Consider the following 16,255-nt stretch of genomic DNA (forward strand, 5'->3'; position numbering starts at 1 on the left):
AGAAGGTACACATGGATTTTTGTAGCGAACAAGAACTACATAAGTAACAAATAAGTCAAACGCAATACCATAGTGACATTTACCACTTTTTTTCCTGCTTGATTTATCGTTGAGCTGGTGTACCCAGAGGCGCTTCGTCGTCCCCCGCGAAACGACGCGTGCTGCTCTTACACACCCCGACCGACGTCTCTGCGCTTGAAACACGGCGGGTGATCCGGGGAAATCACCGTGAGTCTCCATGCAGGGACGTTTCCTACAGTTCGAAGACCTGGTCGACGACGGCGGTCTGCTCGGACGCGCCAGCGCGGAAGTGGCGGGCGCTGGTCTCGACAGAGGAATGCCCGAGCAGGGCCTGGACCTGAGCGGGTTCGGTGCCGCCCTCGGGCAGCCGGGTGGCTGAGCCGGTGCGCGGGCGTAGGCCCGGAAGTCCGTTGTCGACGGCCAGGACGACCTGATTGATGCCGGAGACACCAGCCGGGCCGTAGACGAAGCGCGGGCCTGCCGCCTTCCGTACAGATGCGTCATCGCTGGCGCACCGGGCCCTGCCACGGTCGCAGCATCCTGGCTGGCCCGGCCCACGACGGCGCCGACGATCGGCGCGGTGCCCCCGTAGGCTTCACGCCTGCTGCTCAATGTGGTGCCGATCCGAGCGGAGAGCCGACCACGGAGCGACCTGCGTGCGGAGCGGAGCTCTTGCGGAACGGAAAAGCTCGCTGAACGTCGGCCGGGCTGCTGCTCACCGGTTCCGCAGGCCGGGCCTGCAGCAGGACGAGCACTTGAGCCGGTTCCCGAGGCTCCCCATGAGGCGGATCCGGTCTGCTGACGTGACAGACGGCGGGTAGTCGTCGACGGCCATGGAGTTGTAGAGGCGTGCGCTTCTGGTGGTGAGGCGCAGGAGGGCTCGGCGGGGTCCTGCGGGCAGGGCGGAGATCAGGCGGGCACCCTGGGCCAGTCCCAGCGCGCCGAGGCGGGATGCGGGGACCAGGGTCCTCGCCGCGCTCAGCGCGGCCGCGCGGCTGCCGCGCACGTGCTCGGCCATCGCCCGCTCGTAGGCGGGGAAGGCGCGTTCGTGGTCGCCGCCGGCCCGCGCCAGCTCCCCGGCGAGGACGTACGCGCCGACGACGGCCAGGCTGGTACTGCCGCCTACGGCCGGGCCGGGGCTGTAACCCGCGTCGCCGACGAGCGTCACCCTCCCCCCGCGTCCAGGTGTCCATGCGGAGCTGCGTGACCGAGTCGAAGTAGAACGCCGGGGTGTGGTCAAGCTCGTCCAGCCAGCGGTCCACGTCGGCGTGCATGCCCTTGAACGCACCGCGCAACAGCTCCTTCTGCCGTGGCACGTCACGGTGGTGGTGGTCGAGCTCACGCTCGCTCCGGAACAGGAACAACGCCCGCGCGCCACCGAGGCGCCGCGAGCCGTACATGCCGACGGTGCGGCCGGCGCCGACATGGATGAGGATCTCCCCATCGCGGCCGGAGACGTCAGGCAGGGTGAGCACCCCGAGGTAGGCCCCGATGAAGGCACCGAAGCGGGACTCCTCACCGAAGACGAGGCGGCGCACGTTGGAGTGCAGCCCATCCGCGCCGACGACGAGGTCGAAGCGGCGCGGCGTTCTCGAACCGCACCTCGCCGTCCGGCGAGATCGCGGTGATCGAGTCACCGAAGACATACTCGACGTCGTCACGTGTGGCGTCGTGGTAGATCTCGCTCAGGTCGTCGCGCATGATCTCGACGTGCCGGTCGGAGGTGACGCTGAAGATCCTGGAGAGGTCCACCCGGACGGGACGCCGTGCGCCCTCCCGGTGGACGACCATCCGGTTCACGCCGGTGGTCCGCTCCTCGATGCGCGGGAGCACGCCCATCTTCTCCGAGATGTTCACCGCAGGCAGGAAAAGATCGACCGCGTGACCGCCGGTCCTGCGCGGAGCCGGCGCACGCTCGACGACGGTGGCGGAGAAGCCGTGCCTGGTGAGCCAGTACGCCAGCACCGGACCGGCGACACTCGCGCCGGAGACGAGAATCCGCACGGTGTCCCTCCTTCTCATCCGGTCACTCGTACGGCGTGGGCCGCGGTGAAGGTCAGCAGGGAGGCGGCGGTCCGCGGCGGATCCTCAAGCAGGGCGAGTGCCCGAGACCGGGCAGCAACTCGACCTTCGCCCCCGGAACGACGCGGTAGGCGGAGGCGGATGAGGACCGCCACCTGCGGTCGTCCTCGCCGAAGATCACCAGTAGCGGCTTGCCCAGGACGGCCAGCCGGTCCGGCAGCGCCCGCTGCTCCATGTAGGAGCGGGTGGCCCGCATCGTCGCGGTGAACGTGTGGTAGGTCATACCGCGCACCTCGTCCAGGAGCTCTTCCGGGATCCGGTAGCCCGCGCGGCTGAAACCGGTGCTCGCGAACCGGCGGAGTTGCTCGTCGGTCGGTGGCCACCGCGAGGGGTCGATCGTGACGGACTCCGATGCGACGAAGGCGTCCAGGCTGGGTCCGGTGTTGACGAGCGCGAGCGCGGTCACCAGGTCGGGCCGCTGTTCGGCGAGGGCGGTGGCGACCACACCGCCGCTGGAATGACCGACGACCACGGCGTGCTCGACGCCGAGCCGGTCCAGTGCCGCGCCGGCCCGGCGTGCCTGTTCCGGGATCGCGTAGTCGCGGTCGGCCGGTTTGGCCGACCGGCCGTGCCCGAGCAGGTCGATCCGGATGACGCGGTGGGGCCCTGTCAGCAGCGCAACCATCGGGTCCCACGAGCGGGTGGAGGACGCGGACCCGTGGATGAGCAGGAGCGCGGGGGCGTCGCGGGGGCCGTCCTGGCACACGTGGATGTCGCAGCCGTCCAGCGACAGGGTCGAACTCTCGGCGCCGTCGTTCGCGTACGGCCGGCCGTCGGAAACAGTCATGAGCCCACTGTCTCCGCCGGCGTGGGCCGGTGGATTGGACGAATGTTTCCCTCAACCGGCTCTCGTAGCATGGGACGGTGCGTACGTTCGTGCATGGCGCGGCTGTCTGGGACGTCGCGTGCCCGCGACGGCCCAGCCGGGTGGCCGGTGTCACCATGGCCGGGTTCCGTGTCCGTGACCTGGACACGCTCCGGATGGTCCCGCACCCGGCCGTGACGCTGCTTCTGGAGTTCGGCGCCGGTTCGCCCGTCCTCGACGGCGCCGCGGGGCAACAGCAACGGGGAAGCGTCGTCGCCGGGCCCGGGCTGGGGTCCGGAGGCGCGGTCCTGGCGCGGGGAGAGAACGTCGAGTGCGTGCAGGTGCGTCTGTCCCCGGTGATCGCAGGCGCCGTTCTGGGCGTCTCCCCCGCCGACCTCGACGGTGCCGTCGTGTCCCTGGGCGACCTGTGGGGCCGGGAGGCGTCACGGATCCGCGAGCGACTGTGCGATGCCCCGTCGTGGCAGGATCGCTTCGCGTTGACGGACGCACTGCTCGTCCGCCGGTATGAGGCGGGGCCGCCGGTGGATCCGGAGGTGGCCTGGGCCTGGCACCGGATCGTCGGCAGCCGTGGTCTGGCCCGGGTCGACGGGCTCGCGGCCGAGGTCGGGTGGAGCCGTAAGCGGCTGTGGTCCCGGTTCCGGTCGCAACTCGGCCTGCCGCCCAAGCGTGCCGTGAGGCTGGTCCGCTTCGACCATGCCGCCCACCGCCTGGTCGCGGGTGAAGGCGCGGCCCAGGTCGCGGCCGACGCCGGCTACGCCGACCAGTCCCATCTGCATCGTGATGTCATGGCGTTCACCGGAACGACCCCCGCGACCGTGGCCGGCGAGCCGTTCCTCGCCGTTGACGACATTGCATGGCCCGGCCGCGAAGCGCCCGCCAGGCCGCACCTCTCCAGGGACCTCCGGCTCGGTCACCGTCCGCAGGACGCCTGACGGTGGTGGACCGGCGACCGCCGTGAACCGGTGATCGGCTCGGTCGTCCTCCACACCTCCATCGGTGGCACAAGCGTCTTCGTCGCCGAGGCCGTCGTGCGGGCCGCCTTGCGCGACGTGGGCTCGGCCGCAGCCGGCGGATCCAGCGCGTCGCCGGCTTCCGCGCCCAGACTCCCCGCGTGTGCGAGGAAGCCGTGTTGTCGGATCACGGGCGACCGGTGTCCCGGAAAGTTCTTCGAAGAAATCCCGGAGGCGGTGTCGGATCGGGGCGGTGGTGTTCGTAGCAGGGGTAAGGCCGTTCATACGGGACGGTGCCAAGGCAAGTCAGGGCAGGGGAACCGCGATCATGAAGCTGACGACCATGACTCAGGTCACCATCGACGGAGTGATGCAGGGAAACGGCGGCGCGTCGGACGAGGACCGCAGGAACGGGTTCGAGCGCGGCGGATGGGCCCTGGGCAAGGGTGACGACGAGACCCGCGCGTTCATCAACCAGACCTACCAGTGCGCCGACGCGTTCCTGTTCGGGCGGCGGACCTACGAGCTGTTCGCCGACTCGTGGGGGACCATGACGGTTCAGGACGCCCCTGCCTGGGAGCCTGTCATGCGGGCGTTGAACACACGGCCCAAGTACGTGGCGTCGACCACGCTCACCGATCCGGCGTGGCCGGGCACCACCGTCCTGTCCGACGACCTCGCGAGCGCCGTCGCGGACCTGAAGGCCGAACCGGGAGGTGAGCTGCAGGTGCACGGCAGCGGCGTCCTGATCCGCTGGCTGCTGGAGAACGACCTGGTCGACGAGATGACCCTGATCGTCGTCCCCGTGGTTCTCGGGCAGGGCGTGCGGTTGTTCCCGGAGGTCGGCCCGGATCTCGCGCTCGACCTGGTCGAGTCGCGGGTCGACTCCAAGGGCGTGGCGATCCAGGTCTACCGGCCCGCCGGACGCCCGCGGTACGCGACGCCTTGAAGTTCCCGACCGGTACACCGCACAGCCCCGACACCACAGGAGATGATCTTCAGATGCGATACCTGGTTTCCGTGATCCACGACCGGGCCGACCTCGCCACCCCGGACGAGGACGCCGCGATCGACGTGTTCAACGACCGACTCCAGGCCGACGGCCACTGGGTTTTCGCCGGGGGCCTCGCCTCGCCCGGCACGGCCACCGTCATCGACAACCGGGGTGGCGAGGAGATGGTCACCGACGGGCCTTTTCTGGAGTCCAAGGAGTATCTCGCCGGTTTCTGGATCATCGAGGCGGCCGACCTCGACGTGGCTCTCAAGCTGGCGGCCGAGGGGTCGAAGGCCTGCAACCGGAAGGTCGAGGTGCGGCCGTTCCTGTGAACGGGATCGACGTCCGTGAGGCGATCACCCGGGCCCACCGTGAGGAATGGGCGCGGGTGGTCGCCTCCCTGACCAGGCGCTTCGGTGACCTCGACATCGCCGAGGAGGCGACCGCCGAGGCGTTCGCCACCGCCGTCCAGCGGTGGCCGGCCGACGGCGTGCCTCCCAGCCCGGGGGCCTGGCTGACCACCACCGCCAACCGGCAGGCCATCGACCGGATCCGGCGCGAGAACAAGCGCGACGACAAGCACAGGAAGGCTCAGATGGCCTACGGCGACCCGCCCGAGCCTCTCGGCGTCATCGACGACGACCGGCTCCGGCTGATCTTCACCTGCTGCCATCCGGCGCTGTCGATGGAGACCCGCGTGGCGCTGACGCTGCGCATGGTCGCCGGGCTGACCATGTCCGAGATCGCCCGCGCCTTCCTGGTGACGGAGAGCGCCATGGGGCAGCGGATCACCCGTGCGAAGGCCAAGATCAAGGCGGCCCGCGTCCCCTATCGCGTGCCGTCCGCCGAGGATCTCCCGGCCCGTGTCTCCGGTGTGCTCGCCGTCCTCTACCTCGTCTTCAACGAGGGTTACCTGGCCACCGGTCCCGACACCGACCCCCTGCGTCACGATCTGACCGCCGAGGCGATCCGGCTCACCCGCCTGATCCGTGCCCTCCTGCCGGACGACGGTGAGGTGGCCGGGCTGCTGGCGCTGATGCTCCTCATCGAGGCTCGCCGGCCCGCCCGGGTCTCGGCCGACGGCGAACTGGTCGCTCTCGACGAGCAGGACCGTGAGGCGTGGGACACGGCGCTGATCGCCGAAGGGCACCGGCTGGTGCGCGAGCGTCTGGCCGCCGCGGCCACGGGAGCGGCACCGGGTCGTTACCAGATCCTCGCGGCGATCAACGCCGTGCACACCTCCGCCCGCGACATGCGCGACACCGACTGGTCGCAGGTCCTGGCCCTCTACGACCAGCTCGTCCGCCTCGACCCCTCACCGGTCGTCTCCCTCAACCGGGCCATCGCGGTCGCCGAGCTCGACGGCCCGGAGGTGGCGCTGGCGATCGTCGAGCGTCTTGAGCACAGGCTGGCCGGCTATCACGCCTACCACGCCACCCGTGCCGACCTGCTGCGCCGGCTGGGCCGCGGCCGGGAGTCCCGCGCGGCCTACGACAGGGCCATAGACCTGGCGGGTAACGCCGCCGAGACCGCCTACCTGACCCGCCGCCGCGACCAGCTGCGGTAACGCCCGCAGGAGGGGGCGGCGTCAGCCCTTCCGGCTCGCGAGGACGTTCATGTAGTGGTTGTTGATCATGATGCCGAGGATGTTGCCGAACGGGTCGCGCACCGAGGCGGTGACGAACCCGGGGCCGCGCTCGGTCGGCTTGTCGAACGGGACGGCCCCCATCTCCAGCAGCCGCTCCCAGGCCGCCTCCAGGTCGTCCACCGCCCAGTAGACGATCGCCCCGCCGTTCTCGGCGCTCCAGCCCTGCGGGGCGAAACGCGCGTCGATGATTCCCAGCTCGTGCTGGTAGTCACCCACCCGGAACTCCACATAGACCGGCTCGCCCTGCTCGGGCCGCTGGAAGTAGGCCTCCGTCCCGAGGAACTCGGCGTACCAGTCACGGGCGGCGGCGACGTCGTGCGCGTAGAAGCTGATGGTGGTGAGTCCGCGAAGCATGTCCTGCTGCCTTCCGCTCGGTGGCTTGTGAGATCGATCCTGTCAGCCAAAGTGCTCATGGAATGAGCGCTTTTATTGGCAGGATCGAAGTATGAGAGCAGATCGTCTGGTGGCCGTCCTGTTGCTGATGCAGTCACGTGGCCGGGTGACGGCGGCGGAGATCGCCGCCGAGATGGAGGTTTCGGTCGCCACGGCCCGCCGTGACCTGGAGTCCCTGTCGGCCGCGGGCATCCCCGTGTACCCGCAGTCCGGACGCGGCGGCGGCTGGGCCCTGCTCGGCGGTGCCCGCACCGACCTGTCCGGGCTCAAGGCCTCCGAGGCCAGGGCGCTGTTCCTGCTGCTCGGCCCGGCCGCTGCGATCGCGCCAGAGGCCAAGGCGGCGCTGCGCAAACTCGTGCGCGCCCTGCCGACGACGTTCCGGCAGGAGGCCGAGGCGGCGGCGGACGCGGTCGTGGTCGACTCCGCCCGCTGGGGCGAGCACCGCCGTACGCGGCCCGTGCTCGTCGACCTGCTGGAGGACGCGGTGGTCCGGCGCCGGAGGACCCGCCTCACCTACTCCGGACGCGAGCGCGTCGTCGAGCCGCTCGGCCTCGTCGACAAGGACGACACCTGGTATCTGATCGCCGGAACCCCCGACGGGCAGCGGACCTTCCGCGTCGACCGGATCGCCGACGCCGAGATCACCGAGGAACCGGCCGAACGCCCGGAGCGCTTCGACCTCGCGGCGGCCTGGGACGAGGTCGTCACCGCGATGGAGGCACGACGCTCGACGACCACCGCCACCGCGACCGTCGAGGCCCGCTACCTACGCGTCCTGCGCGACCGCTTCGGCCGCCACTGCGAGGTGATCTCCTACGGCGAGAGGGTCCGGGTCACACTCACCGCCCCGACCGCGCTGGACATCGCCCGCCAGCTCGCGGGCTGGGGAGACCTCGTCGTCGTGGAGGAACCACGGTCCGTCCAGGACGAGCTGGCGAAACTGGCCGCCCAGCTCACCGCGCTGTACGGCCGGCAGGACCGTTAACCCCGTCTCTCATGGCCGAGACGCACGGAGGGGCCGACGGTGGTGCTTGCGGTAACGCGGAAACACCCACGCGTGGGATCGATCACGGGCCGGCCCCGCCGACATCCTTGGTGACGTCACGACCACGTTGCCAAGATCGACGGGAACCTAGTCGCGGTCCCCGTCCTCCTTGAGGGTCATCGTGGGAGCGCCCCGGACGCAGGTGATCCTGACGGTGACCTTGTCGTTCTCGGATTCGAACTCCAGCGAGGCGTAGGGCCCCGGCCCCTCGCTCACATCGTCGGTGGCGTACCCCTGCGCCGGACTCCACGCGAGAAGGGACGCCTGGCCGGTCACGCAGGTGCCGACGACGGACCCTCCGGGGGTGGTGAAGGCCCGGCTGACTCCCCCGGCTCCCTCGGAGGGAGAGGGCGGACCGCCCGTCTCCCCGGCCGCCGTGGCCGCGGCGAGCGCCTGGGTGATCTCGGCGTGGCTCATCGGGGAGACGACCTGCCGGCTCAGCCCCTGTCCCAGCAGGGCGATCGCCCAGGTGGTGGTCGCCGTCGTGGCGCAGGCGACCGCCACCCAGCCGAGCACCGCGGCAAGCGAGCGACGTTTCACCCGGCCAGCCTGCCATGCCGAGTCCTAACGCTTGCCTAACGCCGGTTCAACGCCAAGGAGGAACCGGCCGCGACGCCTTCCGATGCTCATACGGTGGAGGTGATGGCACAGTTACTCCTCGTCGAAGACGACGCCGCCGTACGCTCCGCGCTGATGCGGGCTCTGACCGAACGCGGCCACGCGGTCACCTCGGCCGTCACCGGCATGTCCGGGCTGCACAGGGCCGTCGAGGATCGTCCGGATCTGGTGATCCTCGATCTCGGCCTGCCCGACATCGACGGCCACGAGGTCGTTCGCATGCTGCGAGCGGTCAGCCCGGTGCCGATCATCGTCGCCACCGCCCGTGACGACGAGCAGGAGATCGCCCGCGTTCTGGACGCCGGGGCCGACGACTACCTGGTCAAACCGTTCGGAGCGGTCCAGCTCGACGCCCGTATCCGCGCCGTGCTCCGCCGCCTGCAGGGGGAGGACGACGCCTCGCAGCCCCTGGTGGTGGGCGAACTGCGCATCGACCCGCGCAGTCGCCACGTCACGCTGGCGGGCCGCCCCCTGGACCTGCGGCCGAAGGAGTTCGACCTGCTGTGTTACCTGGCGGCCCGGCCGGACCAGGTGGTCAGCAAACGCGAACTGATGACGCAGGTGTGGCAGTTGCCCTACGGCGGCGCCGACAAGACCGTCGACGTCCACCTGTCCTGGCTGCGTAACAAACTGGGCGAGTCGGCGCAGCAGCCGCGCTACATCCGCGCCGTCCGCGGCGTCGGCGTGAAGCTGGTGGACCCGGCGACATGAGGCGGCGTCTGCTCGTCCTGGTCGCCTCCATGGTGTCCCTGGCGTTGGTGGCCTTCCTGGTGCCGCTGGCGCTGCTGGCACTCATGCTGGCCGCCGACCGCGCCACCGCCGACGCGCTCGTACGCGCGCAGTCGCTGGTCCCTGTGGCCTCGGTCGGTACGGGCCCCGCCCTGGAGCTGGCCGTGGAACAGGCCAACGGCACCAACGGCCACCCGTTGACCGTCTTCCTGCCCACCGGTGCGGTCCTGGGTGAGCCCGCCCCCCGCTCCGAGGCCGTACGGCTGGCCTTCACCGGGCGCAGCCTGACCGCCCAGGCGCGGGGCGGCAGGGAGATCCTCGTCGCCGTCGCGGGCCGTTCCGCGGGCACGACCGTCATCCGCGCCTTCGTCTCCGACGCCGACCTCACCAGAGGGGTCAGGCGCGCCTGGCTGATCCTCGCGCTGGTGGGAGCCGGTGTGCTGGCCGTCAGTCTGCTCGTCGCCGACCGGCTCGCCCGCTCACAGATACGTCTCATCACCGGCATCGCGCGGGTCTCCCACCGGCTCGCGGCCGGAGACCTCACCGCCAGAGCACCTGGAGAGGGCCCCGAAGAACTACGGCAGGTGGCCGGAGCGCTCAACCACCTCGCCGAGCGCATCCGTGTCCTGCTGGCCCAGGAACGGGAGGCGGTGGCGGATCTGTCCCACCAGCTGCGAACCCCGCTCACCGTGCTGCGGCTGGAGGCCGAAGGGCTGCCGGAAAGCGAGCAGGCCGCCCGCGTGGGCGCCGCCGTGGAGTCGATGGAACGCATGGTCACGCGGGTGATCAAGGAGGCGCGGCGTGCCCGCCATGACGCACCGGGGGAATGCGACGCCGCCCGGGTCGTGGCCGAACGTCTGGAGCACTGGTCGATGCTGGCCCATGACCAGGACCGCCTGGTCAGCCAGGAGCTTACCGATCCTCCCCTGCCGGTGGGCGTCGGAGAGGAGGCCCTGACGACCTGCGTCGACGCCCTGCTGGAGAACGTCTTCGCCCACACACCCGAGGGCACGGACTTCGAGGTACGGCTGTCGGCCCGTGACGGCGGCGGAGCCGTACTCCTCGTCACCGACCGGGGGCCGGGGTTCCTGCACCCAGGCGCCGCCACGCGCGGAGTCAGCGGCGCGTCCTCGACCGGCCTCGGGCTGGACATCGTCCGCCGTACCGCCGAACGTTCCGGAGGCTCCATGACGCTGGCCGACGGCCCCGCAGGCGGCGCCCGCGTCACCGTGGAGTTCGGGCCCGGTCCGCGTTAACCCGCGTTTAGGACTGCCACAGGCCCGCGCTATCACCCAGCACGGCAGGTTTGGAGACGTCAGCAAGGACGTCTACCGCACCGGAGGTTCGGATGCGCAAGCCCATGATCATCGCTGGTATCGCCACGGCGGCCGTACTCGTGGCGGGCGGCGGAGCCGCCATGACGGCCGCCAACGCCGAGCCCACCCCTTCGGCCACGACGTCGGACGCCCCCGGGGACCACGGCGCCGCCAAGGCACCCAAGGTCCTCAGCTCGCAGGCGGAGAAGACGGCCCTGGAGCAGGTCCCCTCGGGCTGGGTGACCTCCGCCGAGCTTGAGACCGAACACGGCCGCCGGACCTGGCAGATCGAGGTGAAGGGCGGCGACGGCAGCGAGCGGGAGTTCGTCGTCGACGCCGAGACCGGCTCCCTGGTCACCGGCAAGGCCGACGACGACCGCCGCGACGACGCGAGCAGGCACGACGCCGAGGACGACGACTGAGGACCTCCGCCCGTTTGCCGATCGGCCCACTCCGTCACGGGCGGGCCCTCGGCGAGCAGGTCGAATCCGGCCGGGCGGACGGTCATCACCGTCGCCGCGCGCCGGGTCAGGGCCGTACGGTGATCGGTCAGGCGGCGAGGCGGGTGATCGCGGCGACCGACAGGTCCACGTCCGCCTCCGTCGTGGTGGCGTTCGACACCGAGATCCGCATCAGCCGCCGTCCCCGCCAGGTCGTGCCGCCCGCCCAGCACGTGCCGCCCGCCTGAACCGCGGCGATCACCCGTTCGGTGTGCGCGTCGTCCCCGAACCCCACCAGCACCTGGTTGAGGACCACCTCGTTCACCACCTCGAACCCGGCCGAGGCCAGTCCCTGGGCGAACCGGCGGGCCAGCGCGCAACAGCGCTCGACCAGCGCCGCGACTCCGTCCCTGCCCAGCTCCCGCAGTCCGGCCCACACCGCGAATCCCCGGGCCCGGCGCGACGACTCAGCGGTGAGGTCGGCTCCCACGGGCGCGCCGCCGGAACCTGTCAGATAGGCGGCCGCGTAGGACATCGCCGCCGCGTGCACGTCGGGCCGGGCGCAGAACGCGAAGGCCGAGTCGTAGGGAAGGTTCAGCCATTTGTGGCCGTCGCAGGCCCAGGAGTCGGCGAGTTCCACTCCGTCGACCAGATGCCGGGTCGCCGGGCTCGCCGCGGCCCACAGCCCGAACGCCCCGTCCACGTGCGCCCACCCACCGTGCCTGTGGACCAGTTCGCACGCCTCCCCGAGCCGGTCGCAGGCACCGGTGTTCACGTTGCCCGCCTGGAGACACACGATGGCCGGCCCGGAGGCGGCTCGCAGCGACATCCGCAACGCCTCGATGTCGATGGCACCGTTCGGTCCGGCGGGTACCGGTTCGATCACGTCCGTCCCGAAACCGAGCAACCGCAGCGAGCGGTCGATCGTCCCGTGCCGCTCCTCCCCCGCGATCACCCGGATCGGTGGTGCTCCGAGCAGCCCGCGCCGTTCCACGTCCCACCCGGCCTCCGCCAGCACCCGGTGCCGGGCGGCGGCGAGCCCGGCGGTGTTGGCCGCCTGGCAGCCCGTGACGAATCCGGTGGACGCCGACGCGGGGATCCCCAGCAGGTCCTTCAGCCAGGCGCCCGCCGCGGCCTCGGCGGCGATGGCCGCGGGTGAGGTGACGGCGTTGGTCGCGAGCTGGTCCCAGCCGGCGGTCAGCATGTCGGCCGCGGTCGCGGCGGGCAGCGCGCCGCCGACGACGAATCCGAAGTATCTCGGGCCCGCGCTCGCGACCAGGCCCGGTTCGGCCGCGGCGAGCAGCTCGGCCAGCACCCGCTCCGGTGGGGAGGGGTCCCGGGACAGCGGGCCGGAGAACGCCCTGGTCAATGCCTCCTGGTCGACCGGCACTCCCACCGGCCTGCCGGGCAAGGACCGGCGGTAACCGGTGGCGTGGTCGGCGGCCGTGCGAAACAGCCGGTTCGGTTCCTCTGCCAACGCTTCTCGTCTCCTCGAAACCGGCTTCGTGCGCTCAGGACCGGCGTCCGCCGAAGCACCAGTTGTGCACCTCGATGCCGGCGTATCCGTCCGGGGTCAGTACGGCGCGCGCCGTGTCCGCGTCCGGAGCTCGGACCAGTGCCGCCGTCCCCAGCCAGCTCTCGCCGTCGTCGGACAGCAGCGGCCCGTACGCGATCAGCCCGTCCCGGGGGGCGGGGACGGCGAGGTCGGCAGGCTGCCCGGAGCCGAGGCCGAGCACCAGGTATCGGTCGCCGCCGGTCCGGCCGCCGGGGAAGTCCCACATGGTGCGTCCCAGCGCGTTGCGCCACCGGCGCAGCAGGACGTCGCGGTACGCCCCGGCCTGGTGGCCGGGTTCGTCGAAGGCGAACGCGCGGGCGGCGGCGGGATCGGGCAGGTCGACGATGTGCACACTCCCGGTCGGGGTGTCGTCGTCGTCGAAGGTCGGGCCACGGGCGATCATCTCGGCGGCGTACCGGTCCATATAGGACCAGTGCTCCTCCAGCAGCTCGTGACGCAACACCACCGAACCGGGCCGGTCACGGTGGTAGCAGAAGAACTCCATGCCTCATTATCGCGATATATCCGAAAAGTCCGTCAGGTTGAAGGGGCCAGGTCGCGGCGGTGCAGGAGCGCCAGCCCCGCGACGACCAGGGCGCCCGCGACCGCGGTCAGCCCGAGCAGCGGCGCGACCGTGGAGGAGGCGTCTCCGAGCAGCGCCGGCGGCACGTGCACGAACGGTGAGAGGTCCTGAACGCCCCCACCGACCAGTCTGAACTCCGCCAGCAGGTCCACGAGCAGGATGAGGCCGAGCACGCTCCAGCTCGCGGCCGCCGCCTGCCGGGGCAGCACGCCGAACAACAGCGTCGCGAACCCGACCACGGTCCAGACGGCGGGCAGATAGGCCAGCGTCGCCCCGGCGATGCGGAGCGCGTCGCCCTCGTAGGCGAGCCCCGCACCCGCCCCCAGGACGGCCAGCGGCAACGCCGGGCCCGCGACGGCGAACACCAGGTGGCTCAGCGCCCAGCGCAACCTGCCGACCGGGGCGGCCAGCAGCAGCTCGGCCCTGCCCGCGGCCTCCTCGCTCCGGGCACGCAGCGCCGAGACCAGCGCGAACGCCGTGACGATCTGGCTGAGCACGTACATCACGAACGTGAAGAACACCTCGGAGACGCGCGCTCCCGGACCTCCGATCGTCGCTGCGAGCTCCCGGAACTGCGGCGTGTCCACCTGGCTGTCCAGCCCGCGCGCCGCCATGCCGAGCAACACGCCCAGCAGGCAGAACCCGATCCCGGAACCCACGATCGTGCCCCGGTGCAGCCGCCAGGCCAGGCCGATCCCGCCCCGTAGTGTTCCGGCGGCGGGCCCCCGCCGGGCGGCCAGCAGACCACCGGCCACGTCGCGCCGCGTGGACAGCGCGAACGCGGCGGCCGTCAGCGTGGCGACGGACACCACGGCGACTCCCAGCACCCACCACCGGTCACCCGCGTAGGGCCTGGTCAGCCTGGCCCAGCCGAACGGCGAAAGCCACGCGAGCCAGGAGACGCCACCGGCGTCGGCCAGTGAACGCACCGCGAACAGCAGACCGCCCGCGGCGACCGCGACGCCGCGCGCCGTACCCGAAGCCGCGGTCAGCTGCGCGGTGAGCGCGGCCACCGCCGCGAACGCCCAGCCCGCGGAGGCCGTCGACAGCCCGAACAGCACCGATGAGCCGGCGGGCAGGCCCTCGCGGACCAGGCCGGGGACCGACAGCAGGCCGAGCAGCAGGTTGGCGGCCAGCACGACCGTGAGCGCGGCGGCCAGCGGGGCGTGACGGCCGACGACGCCCGAGGACAGCAGTTCGCGCCTGCCGGCCTCCTCCTCGGCCCTGGTGTGCCTGATCACCAGCAGGATGCTGACCAGGCCGCCGATCAACGCCCCGGACGAGCCGAGCGTCCAGGCGGTCAGGCCGCCGAGGCTCGCCTCGTGGACGGGGCCGCGCATGGCCAGCTGGGCGGGGTTGCTCATCGAGGCCGCGGTGAAGGCGTCGCGGGCGGCCTGGTCGGTGTACAGGGAGGCGGTCGCGGAGGCGACACCGGCCGGGAGCAGCGCGCTGATCATGATCCACACCGGCAGCAGCACGCGGTCCCTGCGCAGGATGAGCCGGATCAACGTCCAGGTCCCGGTCACGCCGCGGCTCCCTCGTAGTGGCGCAGGAACAGCTCCTCAAGCGTCGGCGGCCGCGTGGTCAGCATGCGCACGCCCACCCTGGACAGCTCGCCGAGCACGGCCGTGAGCGCGTCTCCGTCCACCTGGCAGCGCAGCAGGGCGCCGTCCACGGTGAGGTCGTGCACGCCGGGCAGCGAGGCCAGGCCGGGCACGGGTCCGGCGAGCTGGGCCGTGACCGAGGTCCGGGTGAAGTGCCGAAGATCGGCCAGGCTGCCGGACTCGACGGTACGGCCCGCGCGGATGATGCTCACGCGGTCGCACAGTGTCTCGACCTCGGACAGGATGTGGCTGGACAGCAGCACCGTACGGCCGTCGCGCTTCTCCCGCAGGACGCACTCGTTGAAGACCGCCTCCATCAGCGGGTCGAGGCCCGAGGTCGGCTCGTCGAGGATCAGCAGTTCGACGTCGGAGGCGAAGGCGGCAACCAGCGCCACCTTCTGCCGGTTCCCCTTGGAGTAGGCGCGGCATCTCTTGCGCGGGTCGAGTTCGAAGCGTTCGAGCAGTTCGGCGCGTCGCCGGGGGTCCAGGCCTCCGCGCACCCTGCCCAGCAGGTCGATGACCTCACCGCCGGTGAGCGAGGGCCACAGGGTGACGTCGCCGGGCACGTAGGCGAGCCGCCGGTGCAGCTCGGTCGCGTCCCGCCAGGGATCGCCGCCGAGGAGTTCGGCCCTGCCCGAGTCGGCGCGCATCTGGCCGAGCAGGACGCGTGTCGTGGTGGTCTTCCCCGAACCGTTCGGTCCGAGGAAGCCGTGCACCTCCCCTGTCCTGACGGTCAGGTCCAGCCCGTCCAGGGCCCTGGCCTGCCCGAAGCTCTTGACCAGGGCCTCGACCCGCACCGCCGCGCTCATCGTCGCTCCTCTAACTTGTCCAGCCCGGTCCGTGCCTGTTCGAACAGTTCCCGGCCGAGGAACTCCGGCCGGATCAGGTCGAGCTGGGCCTTGCCGACGCGTACGGTGCCCGGGGCGGAGTAGACGTCGGTGCCGAGCGCGCGGGAGACGTGCTCGTGCAGCACCGTGATGCCGAGTTTCATCGCGGTCAGCACGGTCGCGCGGGCGCGGTGGTCCGCCTCCGCGTGCCCCTCGCGGGCCAGGTGTTCCTCCGTTATGGCGACGAGCTCGTCGAACATGGCGGCCGCGCCGGGCGAGCCGTCCACGAGCGCGCGGCCGAGGTACTTCATCAGCGGGGGCGCGGTGCGGTGGACGTTCTCGATGAACTCCGGCCTCTCCAGGTTGCGGCCGGTGATGCCCACGTCGACCTGTTCACGCATGTAGCCGAGGACGTAGTCGTCGCACGCCTGCCTCAGCTCCTCCTTGGTGCCGAAATGATGCTGCACCAGGCCGGGTGAGACGCCGCTCGCGGCGGCGATCCCCCGGATCGTGGTCGCCCTGACGCCCTGCTCGGCGAACAGCCCGAGCGCGGCGTCACGGATGCGGGCCCGTGTCGTCAGGTCCTCTTCGGATATTGGTCGCACGTCCAAGAGTCTATACGCA

19 protein-coding genes are annotated in these 16,255 nt (G+C 71.3%); 9 read left to right on the top strand and 10 right to left on the bottom strand.

Annotated elements, in window-relative coordinates; all coding sequences use genetic code 11:
* The first annotated feature begins 238 nt into the window (after positions 1-238).
* Positions 239-400, top strand: coding sequence for a hypothetical protein (locus tag ACIBVQ_RS33315; RefSeq protein WP_399182363.1), 162 nt, complete (start codon positions 239-241; stop codon positions 398-400).
* Between the two features lie 336 nt (positions 401-736).
* Here ACIBVQ_RS33315 and ACIBVQ_RS33320 read toward each other — a convergent pair whose 3' ends face one another.
* The 3 genes from ACIBVQ_RS33320 to ACIBVQ_RS33330 all read right to left on the bottom strand — a co-directional run bounded on the left by ACIBVQ_RS33320 (position 737) and on the right by ACIBVQ_RS33330 (position 2,890).
* Complete coding sequence (locus tag ACIBVQ_RS33320; protein ID WP_399182365.1) at positions 737-1,189, bottom strand: hypothetical protein; 453 nt, start codon at positions 1,187-1,189, stop codon at positions 737-739.
* Positions 1,190-1,536: 347 nt separating this feature from the next.
* The gene (locus tag ACIBVQ_RS33325) at positions 1,537-2,025 is read right to left on the bottom strand and encodes a hypothetical protein (RefSeq protein ID WP_399182367.1); all 489 of its coding nucleotides are present in this window, start codon (positions 2,023-2,025) and stop codon (positions 1,537-1,539) included.
* Positions 2,026-2,077: 52 nt separating this feature from the next.
* Complete coding sequence (locus tag ACIBVQ_RS33330; protein WP_399182369.1) at positions 2,078-2,890, bottom strand: alpha/beta fold hydrolase; 813 nt, start codon at positions 2,888-2,890, stop codon at positions 2,078-2,080.
* Positions 2,891-2,967: 77 nt separating this feature from the next.
* Here ACIBVQ_RS33330 and ACIBVQ_RS33335 point away from each other — a divergent pair, with 77 nt between their 5' ends.
* The 4 genes from ACIBVQ_RS33335 (at position 2,968) to ACIBVQ_RS33350 (ending at position 6,440) form a co-directional block, all read left to right on the top strand.
* Positions 2,968-3,861: a helix-turn-helix domain-containing protein gene (locus ACIBVQ_RS33335; RefSeq protein ID WP_399182371.1), complete on the top strand. Its 894-nt coding sequence runs from the start codon at positions 2,968-2,970 to the stop codon at positions 3,859-3,861.
* 346 nt (positions 3,862-4,207) lie between these two features.
* Entirely contained in the window at positions 4,208-4,828 is a 621-nt protein-coding gene (locus ACIBVQ_RS33340; RefSeq protein ID WP_399182374.1) for a dihydrofolate reductase family protein, read from the top strand.
* 53 nt (positions 4,829-4,881) lie between these two features.
* Positions 4,882-5,205 carry a YciI family protein gene (locus ACIBVQ_RS33345; RefSeq protein ID WP_399182376.1) on the top strand — a complete coding sequence of 108 codons (324 nt, stop codon included), beginning with the start codon at positions 4,882-4,884 and terminating at the stop codon, positions 5,203-5,205.
* Positions 5,202-6,440 carry an RNA polymerase sigma factor gene (locus tag ACIBVQ_RS33350; RefSeq protein WP_399182378.1) on the top strand — a complete coding sequence of 413 codons (1,239 nt, stop codon included), beginning with the start codon at positions 5,202-5,204 and terminating at the stop codon, positions 6,438-6,440. Before ACIBVQ_RS33345 ends, ACIBVQ_RS33350 begins: the two co-directional genes overlap by 4 nt.
* A 21-nt stretch (positions 6,441-6,461) precedes the next feature.
* Here ACIBVQ_RS33350 and ACIBVQ_RS33355 read toward each other — a convergent pair whose 3' ends face one another.
* Positions 6,462-6,875 (bottom strand): VOC family protein, encoded by a 414-nt coding sequence (locus ACIBVQ_RS33355; protein ID WP_399182380.1) that lies wholly within the window; start codon positions 6,873-6,875, stop codon positions 6,462-6,464.
* Positions 6,876-6,966: 91 nt separating this feature from the next.
* Here ACIBVQ_RS33355 and ACIBVQ_RS33360 point away from each other — a divergent pair, with 91 nt between their 5' ends.
* Positions 6,967-7,899: a helix-turn-helix transcriptional regulator gene (locus ACIBVQ_RS33360; protein WP_399182382.1), complete on the top strand. Its 933-nt coding sequence runs from the start codon at positions 6,967-6,969 to the stop codon at positions 7,897-7,899.
* A 147-nt stretch (positions 7,900-8,046) separates the two neighbouring features.
* Here ACIBVQ_RS33360 and ACIBVQ_RS33365 read toward each other — a convergent pair whose 3' ends face one another.
* On the bottom strand, positions 8,047-8,499 hold the full coding sequence (locus ACIBVQ_RS33365) for a hypothetical protein (RefSeq protein ID WP_399182384.1): 453 nt from the start codon (positions 8,497-8,499) through the stop codon (positions 8,047-8,049).
* 102 nt (positions 8,500-8,601) lie between these two features.
* Between ACIBVQ_RS33365 and ACIBVQ_RS33370 the strand changes: the two genes are divergently transcribed.
* From ACIBVQ_RS33370 to ACIBVQ_RS33380, 3 genes are all read left to right on the top strand, one after another.
* Positions 8,602-9,288 carry a response regulator transcription factor gene (locus ACIBVQ_RS33370; protein ID WP_352012366.1) on the top strand — a complete coding sequence of 229 codons (687 nt, stop codon included), beginning with the start codon at positions 8,602-8,604 and terminating at the stop codon, positions 9,286-9,288.
* Positions 9,285-10,562 carry a sensor histidine kinase gene (locus tag ACIBVQ_RS33375; protein ID WP_399182387.1) on the top strand — a complete coding sequence of 426 codons (1,278 nt, stop codon included), beginning with the start codon at positions 9,285-9,287 and terminating at the stop codon, positions 10,560-10,562. The genes ACIBVQ_RS33370 and ACIBVQ_RS33375 overlap by 4 nt, the downstream gene beginning before the upstream one ends.
* Before the next feature lie 92 nt (positions 10,563-10,654).
* Positions 10,655-11,044, top strand: a complete 390-nt coding sequence (locus ACIBVQ_RS33380) for a PepSY domain-containing protein (RefSeq protein ID WP_399182389.1) — start codon at positions 10,655-10,657, stop codon at positions 11,042-11,044.
* A gap of 127 nt (positions 11,045-11,171) precedes the next feature.
* Here ACIBVQ_RS33380 and ACIBVQ_RS33385 read toward each other — a convergent pair whose 3' ends face one another.
* Genes ACIBVQ_RS33385 through ACIBVQ_RS33405 form a run of 5 tightly spaced genes read right to left on the bottom strand, consistent with a single transcriptional unit; the run spans position 11,172 to position 16,236 of the window.
* Positions 11,172-12,539, bottom strand: a complete 1,368-nt coding sequence (locus ACIBVQ_RS33385) for a pyridoxal phosphate-dependent decarboxylase family protein (protein ID WP_399182391.1) — start codon at positions 12,537-12,539, stop codon at positions 11,172-11,174.
* A gap of 34 nt (positions 12,540-12,573) precedes the next feature.
* A complete protein-coding gene (locus tag ACIBVQ_RS33390) occupies positions 12,574-13,122 on the bottom strand; it encodes a YciI family protein (protein ID WP_399182393.1) in 549 nt (182 codons plus the stop codon).
* A gap of 32 nt (positions 13,123-13,154) precedes the next feature.
* Positions 13,155-14,726: an ABC transporter permease gene (locus ACIBVQ_RS33395; protein WP_399182395.1), complete on the bottom strand. Its 1,572-nt coding sequence runs from the start codon at positions 14,724-14,726 to the stop codon at positions 13,155-13,157.
* Positions 14,723-15,613, bottom strand: a complete 891-nt coding sequence (locus tag ACIBVQ_RS33400; protein ID WP_399182397.1) for an ATP-binding cassette domain-containing protein — start codon at positions 15,611-15,613, stop codon at positions 14,723-14,725. Before ACIBVQ_RS33400 ends, ACIBVQ_RS33395 begins: the two co-directional genes overlap by 4 nt.
* Positions 15,610-16,236, bottom strand: a complete 627-nt coding sequence (locus ACIBVQ_RS33405) for a TetR/AcrR family transcriptional regulator (RefSeq protein ID WP_352012359.1) — start codon at positions 16,234-16,236, stop codon at positions 15,610-15,612. Before ACIBVQ_RS33405 ends, ACIBVQ_RS33400 begins: the two co-directional genes overlap by 4 nt.
* Between the last annotated feature and the right edge of the window lie 19 nt (positions 16,237-16,255).

The organism is Streptosporangium sp. NPDC049376 (genome assembly GCF_044466505.1).
GTDB lineage: Bacteria > Actinomycetota > Actinomycetes > Streptosporangiales > Streptosporangiaceae > Streptosporangium.